At 61.4% G+C, this 14,017-nt stretch carries 19 protein-coding genes; 8 read left to right on the forward strand and 11 right to left on the reverse strand.

All coding sequences use genetic code 11. The features are described 5' to 3' along the window. Positions 1–77: 77 nt before the first annotated feature. Positions 78–1,748, forward strand: a complete 1,671-nt coding sequence (locus tag YH63_RS04210) for a methyl-accepting chemotaxis protein (protein ID WP_046828689.1) — start codon at positions 78–80, stop codon at positions 1,746–1,748. 72 nt (positions 1,749–1,820) lie between these two features. Beyond that, positions 1,821–2,021: a CsbD family protein gene (locus YH63_RS04215; protein WP_019199909.1), complete on the forward strand. Its 201-nt coding sequence runs from the start codon at positions 1,821–1,823 to the stop codon at positions 2,019–2,021. Between the two features lie 86 nt (positions 2,022–2,107). Here the strand turns inward: YH63_RS04215 and YH63_RS04220 are convergent, their stop codons facing one another. The 3 genes from YH63_RS04220 to YH63_RS04230 form a co-directional block, all read right to left on the reverse strand. Beyond that, positions 2,108–2,269 carry a Thivi_2564 family membrane protein gene (locus YH63_RS04220; protein WP_002714461.1) on the reverse strand — a complete coding sequence of 54 codons (162 nt, stop codon included), beginning with the start codon at positions 2,267–2,269 and terminating at the stop codon, positions 2,108–2,110. A gap of 119 nt (positions 2,270–2,388) precedes the next feature. Continuing rightward, the gene (locus YH63_RS04225) at positions 2,389–3,051 is read right to left on the reverse strand and encodes a DUF2865 domain-containing protein (RefSeq protein WP_046829760.1); all 663 of its coding nucleotides are present in this window, start codon (positions 3,049–3,051) and stop codon (positions 2,389–2,391) included. 52 nt (positions 3,052–3,103) lie between these two features. Next, the gene (locus YH63_RS04230) at positions 3,104–3,940 is read right to left on the reverse strand and encodes a L,D-transpeptidase (protein ID WP_046828688.1); all 837 of its coding nucleotides are present in this window, start codon (positions 3,938–3,940) and stop codon (positions 3,104–3,106) included. Positions 3,941–4,153: 213 nt separating this feature from the next. On the opposite strand from YH63_RS04230, the gene YH63_RS04235 reads away from it, so the two are divergent. The 4 genes from YH63_RS04235 (at position 4,154) to YH63_RS04250 (ending at position 6,388) form a co-directional block, all read left to right on the forward strand. Beyond that, entirely contained in the window at positions 4,154–4,312 is a 159-nt protein-coding gene (locus YH63_RS04235) for a DUF3309 family protein (protein ID WP_019199906.1), read from the forward strand. 1 nt (position 4,313) lies between these two features. Continuing rightward, on the forward strand, positions 4,314–5,432 hold the full coding sequence (locus tag YH63_RS04240; RefSeq protein WP_046828686.1) for an AI-2E family transporter: 1,119 nt from the start codon (positions 4,314–4,316) through the stop codon (positions 5,430–5,432). A 66-nt stretch (positions 5,433–5,498) separates the two neighbouring features. Further along, the gene (locus YH63_RS04245) at positions 5,499–5,870 is read left to right on the forward strand and encodes a DUF883 family protein (protein WP_046828685.1); all 372 of its coding nucleotides are present in this window, start codon (positions 5,499–5,501) and stop codon (positions 5,868–5,870) included. An 80-nt stretch (positions 5,871–5,950) separates the two neighbouring features. Next, complete coding sequence (locus YH63_RS04250; RefSeq protein ID WP_046828684.1) at positions 5,951–6,388, forward strand: hypothetical protein; 438 nt, start codon at positions 5,951–5,953, stop codon at positions 6,386–6,388. 69 nt (positions 6,389–6,457) lie between these two features. Here YH63_RS04250 and YH63_RS04255 read toward each other — a convergent pair whose 3' ends face one another. After that, positions 6,458–6,871 carry a hypothetical protein gene (locus YH63_RS04255; protein ID WP_349642962.1) on the reverse strand — a complete coding sequence of 138 codons (414 nt, stop codon included), beginning with the start codon at positions 6,869–6,871 and terminating at the stop codon, positions 6,458–6,460. A gap of 369 nt (positions 6,872–7,240) precedes the next feature. Beyond that, positions 7,241–8,044, reverse strand: a complete 804-nt coding sequence (locus YH63_RS04260) for a response regulator (RefSeq protein ID WP_046828682.1) — start codon at positions 8,042–8,044, stop codon at positions 7,241–7,243. Between the two features lie 251 nt (positions 8,045–8,295). On the opposite strand from YH63_RS04260, the gene YH63_RS04265 reads away from it, so the two are divergent. Continuing rightward, positions 8,296–8,523, forward strand: coding sequence for a NepR family anti-sigma factor (locus YH63_RS04265; RefSeq protein ID WP_046828681.1), 228 nt, complete (start codon positions 8,296–8,298; stop codon positions 8,521–8,523). Next, a complete protein-coding gene (locus tag YH63_RS04270; protein ID WP_046828680.1) occupies positions 8,523–9,071 on the forward strand; it encodes a sigma-70 family RNA polymerase sigma factor in 549 nt (182 codons plus the stop codon). Before YH63_RS04265 ends, YH63_RS04270 begins: the two co-directional genes overlap by 1 nt. Before the next feature lie 230 nt (positions 9,072–9,301). On the opposite strand, the gene YH63_RS04275 is transcribed toward YH63_RS04270, so the two are convergent. From YH63_RS04275 to YH63_RS04300, 6 genes are all read right to left on the reverse strand, one after another. Further along, the gene (locus tag YH63_RS04275) at positions 9,302–10,954 is read right to left on the reverse strand and encodes a CHASE domain-containing protein (protein WP_046828679.1); all 1,653 of its coding nucleotides are present in this window, start codon (positions 10,952–10,954) and stop codon (positions 9,302–9,304) included. A gap of 437 nt (positions 10,955–11,391) precedes the next feature. Then, complete coding sequence (ureG, locus tag YH63_RS04280; RefSeq protein WP_046828678.1) at positions 11,392–12,033, reverse strand: urease accessory protein UreG; 642 nt, start codon at positions 12,031–12,033, stop codon at positions 11,392–11,394. Between the two features lie 13 nt (positions 12,034–12,046). After that, positions 12,047–12,778 carry an urease accessory protein UreF gene (locus tag YH63_RS04285; protein ID WP_046828677.1) on the reverse strand — a complete coding sequence of 244 codons (732 nt, stop codon included), beginning with the start codon at positions 12,776–12,778 and terminating at the stop codon, positions 12,047–12,049. Then, complete coding sequence (locus YH63_RS04290) at positions 12,759–13,385, reverse strand: urease accessory protein UreE (protein WP_046828676.1); 627 nt, start codon at positions 13,383–13,385, stop codon at positions 12,759–12,761. The genes YH63_RS04285 and YH63_RS04290 overlap by 20 nt, the downstream gene beginning before the upstream one ends. After that, positions 13,382–13,687: a putative quinol monooxygenase gene (locus tag YH63_RS04295; RefSeq protein ID WP_046828675.1), complete on the reverse strand. Its 306-nt coding sequence runs from the start codon at positions 13,685–13,687 to the stop codon at positions 13,382–13,384. Before YH63_RS04295 ends, YH63_RS04290 begins: the two co-directional genes overlap by 4 nt. Next, positions 13,684–13,983 carry a putative quinol monooxygenase gene (locus YH63_RS04300; RefSeq protein WP_046828674.1) on the reverse strand — a complete coding sequence of 100 codons (300 nt, stop codon included), beginning with the start codon at positions 13,981–13,983 and terminating at the stop codon, positions 13,684–13,686. The genes YH63_RS04295 and YH63_RS04300 overlap by 4 nt, the downstream gene beginning before the upstream one ends. Between the last annotated feature and the right edge of the window lie 34 nt (positions 13,984–14,017).

Below are 14,017 nucleotides of genomic sequence, written 5' to 3' on the forward strand. Positions count from 1 at the left end.
GCGGCGCGTCTGCCCACTCTGAGTGATCCCGCCCTCCCTGCGCGAATGCAGGCTTTCAAACAAGGAAGAAGAAATCGATGCGTGCATCGCTTGCCACGAAGCTGTCTTCTATGGTCGCCGTCGGACTGGCCGCAATCACCGGCGCCAGTCTCTGGCTTGCGGACGCCAGCATCGAATCCGAACGACAGGCAGTCTCCCGGCAGGCCGAGTTCAAGCAGCTGGGCGACGATCTCGCCGCCGGCTCGGACCTCCTGACCAATGAAGCGCGCCGCTACACCATTTTCGGAGAGAAGAAGCACCACGACGCCTACTGGCGCGAGGTGAACCAAACCAAGACACGTGATCGCGTCGTTCAGCGCCTGACCCAGCTCGGCGCGCCAAAGGCAGAACTGGACCTGATCGAAAAGGCCAAGGCCAACTCGGATGCCCTCATCAAGATCGAGGAAGCCGCCATGGCCGCCGTGCAGAAAGGCGATCTCGAGCAGGCCCGCAAGCTGATGTTCGATGCGAACTACGATCGCAACAAGGCTGTGATCGTGCAGCCGCTCGACGAATTCCAGACCAAGATGAACACCCGCGCCAGACTGGAGACGGAAAGCGCACAGTCCCGCGCGCGCTGGATGGGCTTCATCGCCCAGGTCATGACCATCCTGTCGGCCGTCACCTTCATCGCGATCCTCTATTTCGTGTTCAGCCGCCGCGTGGTCGCCCCGTTGACGCAGCTTGGCGCCGTCGTGACGCGCCTCGCCGAGCAGGATTACAAGGCTGAGGTGCCGAACATCGACCGGCAGGACGAAATCGGCGACATGGCCCGTGCGGTGCAGGTCTTCAAGCAGAACGGCATCGAGCGCGAAAGACTGGAAGCCGAACAGCGCAACGAACGCTCCGCCAAGGAACGGCGCGCCGCGCAGATGGAGCGGCTGACCCTGGAGTTCGAGACGAAAGTCGGCAATCTCGTTCAGCTTCTGTCGACGGCGTCGAGCGACATGCAGATGACCGCCCAATCGATGTCGGCGACCGCCGAGGAGACCAACCAGCAGTCGACCGCCGTTGCCTCCGCTGCGGAAACCGCATCGCTGAACGTCGAATCGGTCGCAGCAGCAGCGGAAGAGCTTTCGTCGTCGATCGGCGAAATCAGCCGTCAGGTCACCCAATCGGCAACCATCGCAAACACCGCGGTGGCCGACGCCAAGCGCACCGACCAGACCGTTCAGGCGCTCGCCGAAGGCGCCCAGAAGATCGGTGAAGTGGTCACGCTGATCCAGACGATTGCATCGCAGACCAACCTGCTCGCCCTCAACGCCACGATCGAAGCCGCACGGGCGGGTGACGCGGGACGCGGGTTTGCCGTTGTTGCAACCGAAGTGAAGAGCCTCGCCACCCAGACCGCTCAGGCGACCGAGGAGATTTCAGCGCTGGTGAACCAGATCCAGATCGCCACGCGCGACGCGGTCGCTGCGGTCCAGGGCATCGGAACGACGATCGACGACATCAGCAAGATCTCCGCCGCCATCGCTGCTGCGGTGGAGGAACAATCCGTCGCAACCAAGGAAATCGCGCAGAACGTGCAACGCGCCTCTGCCGGCACCGCCGAAGTGACCGCCAACATCGGCGGCGTGCGACAGGCTGCGACCGATACCGGTTCTGCGGCAGAGAAAGTGCTCGGTGCAGCCGGGCGACTGTCGCAACAGTCCAACGAGTTGCAGAGCGAGGTCCGCGTGTTCCTCGGCAGCGTGAAGGCCGCTTAACAAAGGCGTCATTGGCGGAACAGTTGCCGGTGCATGACGTTATCGATCACATTCACACTCAGGAGATGATCGATGGATTGGAACCGCGTTGAAGGTAACTGGAAGCAGTTCAAGGGTGCTGCGAAGGAAAAATGGGGCAAGCTGACCGATGACGATCTCGATGTCATCGAAGGCCGCCGCGAGCAGCTCGAAGGCAAGCTCCAGCAGCGCTACGGCTTCGCCAAGGATCAGATCCACAAGGACGTGGACGACTGGTTCAAGACGCTGAAATAGCCGCTACAAACAAGCAGCGAAAAGCCCCGGCAATGCCGGGGCTTTTTGCTTGGGTGCGAACTTCGTCGCAGCCTGCGCCGCCGGCGCTAGAACACCGCGAGATATTTCAGAATCGAGATGATGCCGATGATGATGACGATGGCGCGGACGATCTGCTTCGCGCGACCGTCGATCGGCAGCAGATTCACGAGGTAAAGAACCAGAATAACGACGAGAAACGTGATCAGGACGCTGATAAGCAAAGACATGGTAACCCCTCATGCAATCGAAAACGCAGGGAGCGAGAAACTCGTCCCGTATCCCTGCAAATCCAACGATCACATTGAGGTTTGGTTCCCTTCCGGGAACAGAGATCACATCCCGCGAACTACTGCGCCGCGACGACCGGCAGACGTTCGAATTTCGCGCGAACGGATTTCGGTGCCGGCGTGAAATTGAGCGCCGCGCTGCGGCGGCTGCTGCCTGCGATCATCAAGCCATCCGCGCCGGCAACGATATCGCCCTTGCGCAGGGTCGGATCGTCTTCGATCTTGACCGAGGCCAGACCCGCGGGGTCCTTGCCGTTGCAGGTGCAGCCGGCGATCAATTCCTTGCGGTAGCGAAACGCGTTCGGAAGGTCCGAATAGGACTTTCCGGTTTCGCTCGACGCGTGATCGATCGATCCGCCGTAGAAAATTTTCGTCTCGGAGGCCGGACAGAAGCTCTTGCAGGCTTCGGCCTTGGTCTGTCCTTCAGATGCGACGACCGGGAAGTAACGACCGTCGCAGGTCCGCACGCAGTAGGACGTCGATCCGTAGCTTCCGCCATAGATGTTGACCCGTCTGCCCGGCGACGGCTGCGCGTCACCGAACGGGGAAACGAACGGCATCGATGGCGGCGGGCTTGGATGCGCGTTGTCGTTCATGATACCGCCGAAGAACGAGGAGAAAAAGTCACGGGCATGCGCAGACGAAGCACCGGCCGAAACTGAGACAAGCGCCATCACGACGGCAACTGCCGTCGATCGGCGGTACAACTTGAACTGACGCATGATGCCCTCTTCAGCCTGGTTCATCCGGTACATGGCCTGCTCAAACTTTCAATCAATATAATCCGGACAATTTGGCGTTTTGTGACGTGCGCGGAGCAGCCGAGTCGCTCACGCGCAGCGGCTTGAGCGCGCTGGCTCTCGGGGCCGCTCTCTCTTTTGTAGCATCGGCTTCGATCCGGCGGCTCTTCGGCAGCACGACAACCTTGGTGCCGATGGAAACGCGGCTGGCCAGATCCTGCACATCGTCATTGGTCAGGCGGATACAGCCGCTGGAGACGAACTTGCCGATCGTAGACGGATCGTTGGTGCCGTGAATACGGTAAGCGCTGGAGCCAAGATACATCGCCGCCGCGCCCAGCGGATTTCCCGGACCGCCCGCAACGAACCGCGGCAGGTAAGGCTGGCGCGCGATCATCTCTGCTGGCGGGTGCCAGTCAGGCCAGGATGCCTTGCGCGACACGGTCTGCACACCCGACCAGGTGAAGCCCTCGCGGCCGACGCCGACGCCGTAGCGGATCGCGCGGCCCTGACCGAGCACGTAATACAGCGTGGTGTTGCCGGTATCGATCACGATGGTGCCGGGCGCTTCGTGTGTCCCGTAGGAGACGACCTTGCGTTGCAGCCGCTCGGGAAGGACAGCAGAACTGTCGCTGTCATCCTCGGTCATATTTGGCGAAGGCAGCGCTTGCCGATCCGACCAGAACGAGCCCTGCGAGTATCCATTTGAATATCCAGCGTAGCCAAGCGTTTGCGACATCGCGGGCGTGGCCAGGACGATCGGCAATGCCATCGCCGCCACGGTGAAGCCGCGAGCTGATCGAAGGGACGTGGTGAAAATCCGGGAGATGGAATTTGGAGACACTGAATTCGCCTGCGCCGAATGTGTCATGACCTGCCTCGGGGTTCTGCGATGGCATCGTGTGATGCGGATACAGAGCGAACGCGGGGTCATGGCTTTGGTTCCGGCGCTCTCCTCGCAGCGATTGTTTGTGCAGGCCGGCACGGTGCCGGTTCACGCCAAGACAGTGGAACCTTGGGACGGGCTGACGGTTAGCGGTCCCGGAGGCCGGCTGGGGCCGGTGTAAAATCGAGGACTTTCATCATGTCTCTTGGCACCATTCTCATCATTATTTTGATCCTTATCCTGCTCGGCGTCATTCCAAGCTGGGGCCACAGCGCCAACTGGGGTTACGGCCCGTCGGGGATCGTCGGCACCATTCTGGTGATCGTGGTGATCCTGCTGTTGCTCGGCAGAATCTGACGTGGCCGACGTGCGCCGGGAGGTGCGCGACAGGATTCGTCCGGCGAAGCCTTCGCCGGACGAGCAGGACGAGCAGCAGCCTCCGGCTATTGGACAAGCGGAGATCGTTTCTTTTTCGCTGATCGCGCTGCTCATCATCAGCGTGGTTGCGGTGCTGTACGTCGCGCGGGCTTTCTTCCTTCCGACGGTGACAGCGCTCGTGATCGGCACCATGCTGTCTCCGGCGGCGAAATTCTTCGAGCGTTTTGGAATTCCACGCTCGGTCTCGGCGGTCCTGATCGTCTCGGCAACCTGCGCCGCATTGGCTTTCATGGTGGCGCTGATTTCCGCGCCGGTGATGGAGTGGACCACGCGGCTGCCGGAGCTGGGATCGTCGCTGAAGGACAAGTTTCACGTCTTCGACCGGCCGATCGCGTTCTGGCACCAGTTGCAGGCGTTGTTCGGAATCACGACAGCGCCCGGCGAATCCAGCCTTCTGCTGCCGAAGATCGAATGGGTACAGCCAACGCTCGAATTCCTGTCGCCGACATTCACCGAGATCCTGCTGTTCTTCGCGGTTCTCGTTCTCTTCATCGCAAGCTGGCCGGATCTGCGCCGCGCGCTCGTTCTGAACTTTACCGGCCACGACTCGCGGCTGCGCGCCCTGCGCATCCTGAACGCGATCGAGAGCAATCTCGGCGGCTATCTGCTGACGGTGACCCTGATCAATATGGGGCTTGGCATCGCCACCGGATTGATCTGCGCTGCCACCGGAATGCCGAATCCCGCCGGCCTTGGCGCGCTGGCCGCGACGCTGAACTACATTCCGATCATCGGCCCTATCGTCATGTTCGTCGTGCTGGCGGCGGTCGGCATCATTACCGCCTCGACGCTCAGCGGCGGATTGGTCGCGGCGGCAGCCTTTGCCGCCGTGGCCTTCATCGAAGGACACTTCATCACGCCCATGATCATCGGCCGGCGGCTCGAGCTGAATGCGCTCGCAGTGTTCATCGCCATTGCCTTCTGGACATGGCTGTGGGGACCGATGGGCGCGTTTTTGTCGTCACCGATCCTGATCGTCGGCCTGGTCCTCAAGGAGCACTTGATGCCGGTCAAGGACACCCAGTTGCCCGGCGACTAATCAGCAATGGAACCTTCGCCGGAACCGCGCGTTTTCGCACGGAGCCATGCGGCACAGGAGTTTTAGATGTCCAGCACCGACGGCGAAGACGCCATGAAATCCATGACGGACAAAGCCACACATGAACGCCTTCAGAAGGATGTAGAAGCCGTGAAAAACGATATCTCAGCACTCGCAGATCAGATTTCGGACGTGATCGAGGCTTTCAAGGGCGATGCCCGCAAGCAGGCCAAGCGGACGTACAAGCAGGCCCGCTCCAATGTGGACACGATGATGTCCGACGCCAGCAAGCGCGGCAGCGAGGCGCTGGACGCCGCACAGGATTATGCCAGCACGCTGGAGGAATCGCTCGAAGACGCCATCACGCAGCGCCCGCTGGCCGCGGTCGGCCTCGCCGTCGGGCTCGGCTTTCTGATCGGCGTGACCTGGCGCCGGTAACGCGGATTTTCAGGCCACCGGCACCCCGCCGGTGGCGCTCGGGGCGGATTTTTCGTTGACGGATACTGATCGGATTTTCGATGTTTCAGAAATTCATGGATGACTTTCGCGAAAGCACCGGGAGTGCGCTGCGGCTGACATCTCTGGCAATCGCCGTCGCGGTGTTGCTGTTCATCACAACCTCGTTCCTGTGCGCTGCAGCCTTCGTTTTTGTCCTGCAGAAATACGGATTGCTGCAGGCCTGCCTCGCGGGCGCCGGCGTGTTCTTCGTAGCGACTATGCTGGCGGCGGTCTCCTACATCGTGCGCAAGCGGCAGATCCGGAAGAGGCCGGTCGAGGCTGCCAAATCCACCATGCAGGCGGCTCTGAGCGACCCGATGGTGCTGGCGGCGGGCCTGCAGATCGTTCGAACGATCGGGCTGAAGCGTATCATTCCCATCGTCGCCATTGGCGGCGTGGCCCTTGGCCTGATGGCGAGCCGCCGCCAAACGGCCGACGATGAACCCGAGGAAGAATAAGGGTTTTCAAAGCAATTCAAAAACAAAGAGCGCCGGTTGGCGCTCTTTTCGTTGGACCATGGCGAACGATCAGGTCACGCAGCGGCCCGGTGCGAGTTGCCTTGCGGCGGGTGCCAGAACGCTGACCACGGGCTCGCAGGCCACCGGCCGCGATCCTGCGGACGACCCCTTGCCAGTGCTCGTGGTCGACGCCGGAGCCTTGCGCAGAGCATCCGCCGCATCGCCTGACGGCATGCGGACCATGACCGAGGAATCGGAGGACCCCGGCACCTTGAATGAAATCGTGACGCCGCCGCCAGCGGGCGACACCGCCGGGTCGCGATCGCCCTTCGCCGACCGATCGACATTGACCGTGATTGTTTCAGCACGCGCGATTGCTTCCATACGCACAGGACTCGTCATCGCCGCGTCACCGCGCTGAGCCGGACCAAGCAGGCCGTTTCCCGCCGATACTTCCAGATGCACGGCACCCAGTGCCAGCATCCCTGCCACCACTCCGAGAGTTCCAGAAGCCAGGTTAGACATCTGCCGCCTCTACACGTTGCCATGCCGCACGACTGCGCGGCTCTGCGGTAACAACGTGCCTCGCGCAGCTTTCGTTCCGGCGGCGCTATGGCGACGGCGCTAGAAAAATCTGATCCGGACAGGAACATTGTCGTGAGGTGCGCGTCGTATCCATAGCCGGTCAAATCCCCCTGCCCCTAATCGACCGGCTTTACGGGGGTGTAGCTGTGGTGATGCCGGCTGCACCCCTTTTTCTTTGTCTTTCTGCAACGCACGAAAAAGCCGGAACACGATCATCGCGTTCCGGCGTTTTCGTCACGGATGTGTGTTCAGGACGCAGTCGCCCCTTCAGGACGCCGCCGCCCTGGGCCGGCTTTTGGAGTTGCGCTGGAAGAACAGCGCCTGGCTTGCCACCGCCGACACCATGGCCGGCTGGAACGGCTTCGAAATCAAAAACGCCGGTTCAGGCCGCTCGCCGGTCAGAAAACGCTCCGGATAGGCAGTGATGAACACCACCGGCACCTCGAACGACTTGAGCAACTCGTTCACGGCATCGAGGCCAGAACTGCCATCCGCAAGCTGGATGTCCGCCAGGATAAGACCCGGTCTTTTCGCCTTCGCCAGCGCGATGGCATCGGTATGGGTCCGCGCCACGCCGATCACGTTATGACCGAGATTCTTGACCAGGCTTTCGAGATCCATCGCGATGAACGTCTCATCCTCGATGATCAGGACATCGGTCGCGATCTCGGCAGCCAGTTCGCGGCCGGCGGTGTCCGCCAGTTCACGAACATGTGTCACGTCCGTATTCAGGATGTGGCCGACCTCTTCTTCCGCGAAGCCTTCGAGCGACAGCAGCAGAAACGCCTGACGCGCGAGCGCCGTCAGGCTCGACAGCCGCTGCTCGGACGCAACCGGTGCGGCTCCCTTGTCGGTCGTCTCATTCAGGGAGACGGAATTCCATATCTGGGTGAAAAGCCTGAACAGACCGACGCGCGGCCCGTGCTTTTCCTCCAGCAAGACGGGGTCTTGGAGCAAAGCCTCAAGCATGGCTGCCACATAGGCATCTCCCGATGCCTGGCTTCCGGTCAGCGCGCGGGCATAGCGCCGCAACAGTGGCAGATGTTCAGCTACGAGCTGAGAACGAGACATACCCCCTCCAATCAATCTTCATTTCCAATTTGGAGCGTAACGCGGTCGGACGACCGCCGGTTCCCCGCTTCCGGCTGTTTACGTTTTAATCGGAGAAAAGTTCCGGTCGGTCTGGAACTTTCTGGTGACCCCCCCGTTGACGAGTACATGATCATGGGGCTGAAAGGCTTCGAAGGGAACAGAAAACTCTCGTGTTTCTAGTTAGTTAGTTAGCTACTGGCTGGCACACGGGACGACAACGGATCTGGCCAATGAAAGATTTGAAGCCTCCACAAAATAGGGCATCTACCGGCGCCGGCAAGCAAGGTGGGCTCAATGCCGAAATCCAATCCCGTATCGGGCACCAGTTGCGCGCAATGTACGACGATGTCGTACGGCAGGGCGTGCCGGACCGTTTTGCCGATCTGATCCGCCAGCTTGATTCTCAAGAAGCGGCATCACAGATCGCTGGAGACCCGACAAAAGACGGGAGGGACTAATGCCTCTCACGGATTCACTTCGCGACGACATTCTTGCGACCGTGCCAAGCCTGCGCGCGTTCGCTATTTCCCTCAGCGGCAATGCCGACCGGGCGGACGATCTCGTGCAGGAAACGCTGTTGCGCGCCCTTGCGCATATCGATTCCTTCCAGCCGGGATCCAACCTGCCGGCGTGGCTGTTCACGATTCTGCGCAATCTCTTCCGCTCGGACTATCGCAAGCGGCGGCGGGAGGTTGAAGACGCCGATGGCAGCTATGCCAAGACGCTCAAGTCGCAGCCTGCCCAAAGCGCACATCTCGAGTTCGAGGAGTTTCGAACCGCGCTCGACAAGCTGCCGCAGGATCAGCGCGAAGCGCTCATCCTGGTGGGTGCCTCCGGCTTCTCCTATGAAGATGCCGCAGCCATCTGCGGATGTGCGGTCGGCACCATCAAGAGCCGCGTGAACCGCGCACGATCGAAACTGAGCGCCCTGCTCTATGTCGATGGCGCCGAGGACTTCGGACCGGATGACACGATTCGCGCCGTGATCGGCGGGGGTGGCGGCTAGACCGCCATCTCGGCCTCACAGCCAGCAAATGAAAAACGCGGCCACCTGCAAGTGGCCGCGTTTTTGCTGGATCAGTTCAGGCCGCCAAAGGCCCAGATTAAAATCAGCACGGGAATGGGAATCCCGAGCAGCCACAACAGCAGATAGCGTCCCATGTAACTTTCCTTTGCGTGACACAGCGTCTGCTGCTCAATCCATCGCCGGAAAATTTGTTCCTCGATCCGTCCGGATCAGCGCTTTCTGACCGGCGCACCGATGCGCTCGGTGCGATCCATCTCGGTCTCGTCCACCACTGTCGCCATCGGAGCCGTCAGTTCGTAGACATAGCTGACGTCGGTGAAGTATCGCTTCGACGTACCGCCCAGCGCTTCGGGAGCAACGCGATCCAGCAGCACAATTCCGAATTCGCTGTCGGCGCGGCGGGTCGCCGCACTGGTGTTGAATTCTTCCCAGCGGAAATGGAAAACCGCATCCGGTTCTTCGCTCACGCTCCAGTCCGCGACGATATGCGGATGCTTGCCGACCAGCGACAGTCCTTCATCGGCATGAGACGCCAGTTCGAAAAACAGCAGCGACAGGCTCTGCGCCGCGCGCGCGCTCACGGTGACGTCAGGCCCGCTCAGCGCAATCCGGTCGGCATGGGGAATCGCCCGCGGTTCGAACAGGCCCTTGAGCTTGACGCCCTGCCACTGGCTTTCGCTGAGCAGCGACACGACATGCGACATGGCATGAATACGGCCGATCAGCAGGTCGCGTGCGACGTCGATGTCCGCGCCGTGACGCATGGTCCGCGTCACGATCGACTGGATGACCGCCAGAATGTTTTTGACGCGATGATTGAGTTCATCGATCACCGCGGTCAGCCGGCGTTCGAAGTCGATACGGGTCTGGATTTCCCGGCTGAGGCGCACGTTGTTATAGGACACATATCCGAACAGGCCGCAGAGAATGAGGGTCAGCGCCACGCCGATCAGCGTCACGATGCCCGCGAGTTCCTGGGCGCGCGTCGCGACGTTCGTCTTGGCGTAGTAGATCAGCGTCCAGTCCCGCGCGCCGAATGAAACGACGCGCAGCAGCGGCGGATTCTCGGCGTCAAGCTGAAGCGGAACGGACGTGACATTGCCTTCGGAATCCGAGGTCAGGTTGTCCGAGGCGTTTCGCGGATCGCGCAGCGCCACCGAGAACAGTGACAGATCGTCGTTGGCGAGCATCAAGGGCGCCAGCCGGTAGGAAATCGTCAAAAAGCCTGCAGTGCTGGTCCCCGTGTCCGTCCGCACCGGCGACGCCAGAACGATGCCCATGGGCCCGCCGATACGCAGCAGCACGAAAGGATCGGACGACACCGGCCGCCCCTCCTCCATTGCGCGGTTGAGCATGGGCATGATCACCGGATGGTTGCTCAGTATCCGGCCGACGAACGCCTTGGTCTCGTCGTTCTGCGGTTCGACATCCATCACGACGGTCGCCGGATCGGGCGCCGCCGCCGGATTCAGCGCCGTGTCATCGGCGTTCCGAATTGTCGGATTGGAGAAACCTGCAAGTTTCAGTTCGTTCTGCGCCCGGCCGAAATCGGCGCGCGGAACGCGAGCCACCCAGCTTGCGACAAGGAAATCGGTCTTGAACGCGTAGATCGACGACCGCAACGGCTGCAACGCATTGGCCATGTTGATCGATGGCGACCGAAACAGCCCGACCGCGACCCGAGCCAGCAGCTCACGTTCGCTGAGGCGCTCCTGAACCAGGCTGGCATGGGCATCGACCGATCGGGCCAGATCGATCCGGCCGATCGAGAGCTCCTGATCGTAGACCTTCATAGCCACGAGACCGGAGATAACCACTCCGATGATCGCCATCAGTCCGATGATGAGGCCAAGACGGAGCACGCAGTTACTCGAAAGCAATAAGGAATGAAAATGAGCCCAGGCCAGTGAGGCTGGCCCGGCGGAAGCGGCGGTCGTACGCAGATCCCGAACTACTCGTCATGAATACTCTGTTCCGGCCGTATCCTGGGTCTATGGCCGGCACGGCCTGAATGTCTCGCGAATGGAATAATGTAGGCGCTGCCAGATGGTTCCAGCGACGGGAAAATATACCTGTCGGAATTCATGGTAAACCCGCAGAACGCAGCCGTCAGGCCACGGCCATGGCCAGACCGAGGACCACCGTGACGATCCCAAGCAGAATCGCGCCAAGAAAGACGCCGCCATAGTCCCTGCCGGGTGCTGCGAGTGACTGTTTCATGCAGGGCTAACACGCCCGCCACGCGAGCGTTCCTGACAATATCAATGCAGCATGGCGTAGCGGCTGTGCAGAAACGCAGTCAGTTCGCCGTTTCTGGAACCGATGCCCGAAGGCCGCCCTTCACCTCGATGAAGCGGATGATGCGATCAAGGCCTTCGCTCTTTTTCAGGTTGGTCATGACAAACGGCCGTTCCCCGCGCATCCGCTTCGCATCGGTGTCCATTTTCTCGAGCGATGCGCCGACATGCGGCGCCAGATCGATCTTGTTGATCACAAGCAGATCGGATCGCGTGATCCCAGGACCGCCCTTGGAAGGAATCTTGTCGCCGGCCGCGACGTCGATCACGTAGATGGTGAGATCCGCCAGTTCCGGCGAGAAGGTTGCCGCAAGGTTGTCGCCGCCGGATTCGATCAGCACCAGATCGAGATCGGGAAACTTCATCCGCATGTCGGCCACCGCCGCGAGATTCATCGAGGCGTCCTCGCGGATCGCGGTATGCGGGCAGCCGCCCGTCTCCACGCCGGCGATGCGATCCGGCGTCAGCGAGCCGGATCGGACCAGAAACTCCGCATCCCACTTGGTGTAGATGTCGTTGGTGATCGCCGCGATCTCGTAACGCTCGCGCATCGACTTGCAGAGCAGATCCATCAGGGCGGTCTTGCCGGACCCGACCGGGCCGCCGATGCCGACGCGAAGCGGGCCGTTCATGCTGGTGCTCATGGCAAAACCTTTCTCAAGATCGAAACAGCCTGGTGTATTGCGCTTCATGACTCATGCTGGCGAGATCCGCGCGGAACGTCGCGCTCGCGAGATCGTCCAGCGCAGCATCGAGCGATTTTTCCGCTGTGGCCGCGATCACGGACTCCAGCGCCGCCAGCGCGCGCTGGCTGTCGGTCTGTCCCAGCGGGATGAGACGGACACCGGCTGAAATCCAGTTTGATGTCGTCGCGTGCAAAAAGGCGTGCAACGTCAGAGGCAGCGGAATGCGATGTCCCGCCGCGAGCACACCGACGGCGACCGGATAAGCGACCGGACCAGTCACATGCGATGCCAGGAGATCGAGCGTCTCGCAATTCCAAGCTGATCGGGCGATCTCGACAAAGGCGCGGCCCTGCGCGGTGGTTTCCAGATGCCGTTCGCGCGACGGCACGAACGCTGCGGCGAGTTCGGCGACATCATTCAACATCCGCCCGTCTGTCGCGGACGCCGCCCGGTAGGCATGGCAGAGCAATGTGCCATCGCAGAAACCCGCGCCCTCCAGCAGCATGGTCGCGAGCCACTGCTGCAACGTCGTCATGCTGGTGATGTCGCCAGCCTCGACCGCCCACTCGATACCGCTGGAATAGGAGAACGAGCCGACCGGAAACGACGGCGACAACCACGTCATCAAGCGGAACAGCGCAGCCGATTCCTCTACCTCGGACGCGAGGCCATCCTGACCGCGCTCATTTGTGGTCATGAGCATGGGCGTGACCGTGGTGATCGTGATCACACTTGCCGTCACCGTGATCGTGATGCGCATGACCATGATCATGTTTGCCATGGTCGTGGTGATGGTCATGATCGCCGTGACTGTGACCGCCATGACTGTGATCGCCGTGACTATGGTCGTGTTGCTGATGACCATGCGCGGCATGGCCGCCGCCGGCATAGGCTCCGCCTTCCGGATCGAACGGCGCTTCGATGACGGTGACGCGTGCGCCGAGACCGCGCACCATGTCCTCGATGACATGATCGCGGCGAATGCGGAGGCCCTTGCCGACGATCTGCGTCGGCAGATGCCGGTTGCCGAGATGCCAGGCGACCCGCACGAGATGATGCGGATCGGTGCCGCGAATTTCCACCAGCGGCTCCGGCGCCGCGACCACCTCGATCAGCCGCCCGTCTTCCAGCACCAGCGCATCGCCACCGCGCAACGCGACGGCTTCCTTCAGGTCCAGCAGAAATTCCAGCCCGCGCGTGCCGGTCATCGCCATCCGCCGCCGGTGCCGGTCGTCGAAACCGAGCACCACCGTGTCAGCGGCGGCCTCGGTCCAGCGAACCTGCGGGCGAACCTGCGTTGCGCGGATCATGAGGTGAGCTTCTGCACTTCGCCGCCGATAATGACTTCGATGTTGGTCGGCGACGCCTTGAACGGCCCGGACAGCGCGCGCCACGCCTTCAAATGCGGCATGAGACGATGAGCGGCAAGGTCGTCATGACTCTCCCACCGCTCCACAAACACGAACGTATCCGGATCAGACACGCTTCCGTGCAGATCGTAAGCAATGCAGCCTTTCTCCTTGCGGGTCTCGGCAATGCAGTCCTTCGCACCGGCGACATAGGCGGCGCGGTGTTCAGGCTTCACCTTGGTGGTGGCGACGACGTAGATCATCGGACTTCCACATTTGCCGGCGTGATAACCTCGATCTTCGGCGGCCCGGCGAGGCAATTCACAACGACCCGCCCGAACGCCTTCATGTGCTCGGCCTTGCGGTGCGGCACCAGTGCCTCGGCGTTTTCCCACTGCTCGACGAACACCAGCTTGGTGGGGTCGGTCACGCTCTCGTGCAGATCGTAAGCGATGTTGCCAGCTTCCTTGCGGGTTTCGGCGATACAGGCTTTCGCCGCGGCGATCATGTCCGCACGCGTTTCAGGCTTGATGGTCAAAGTCGCAACAACGTAGATCAAGGCATCCTCCCGGATTTTTGCTATTTGAGGCCGG

The organism is Afipia massiliensis (assembly GCF_001006325.2).
In the GTDB taxonomy this organism is placed as follows: Bacteria; Pseudomonadota; Alphaproteobacteria; order Rhizobiales; family Xanthobacteraceae; genus Afipia; species Afipia massiliensis_A.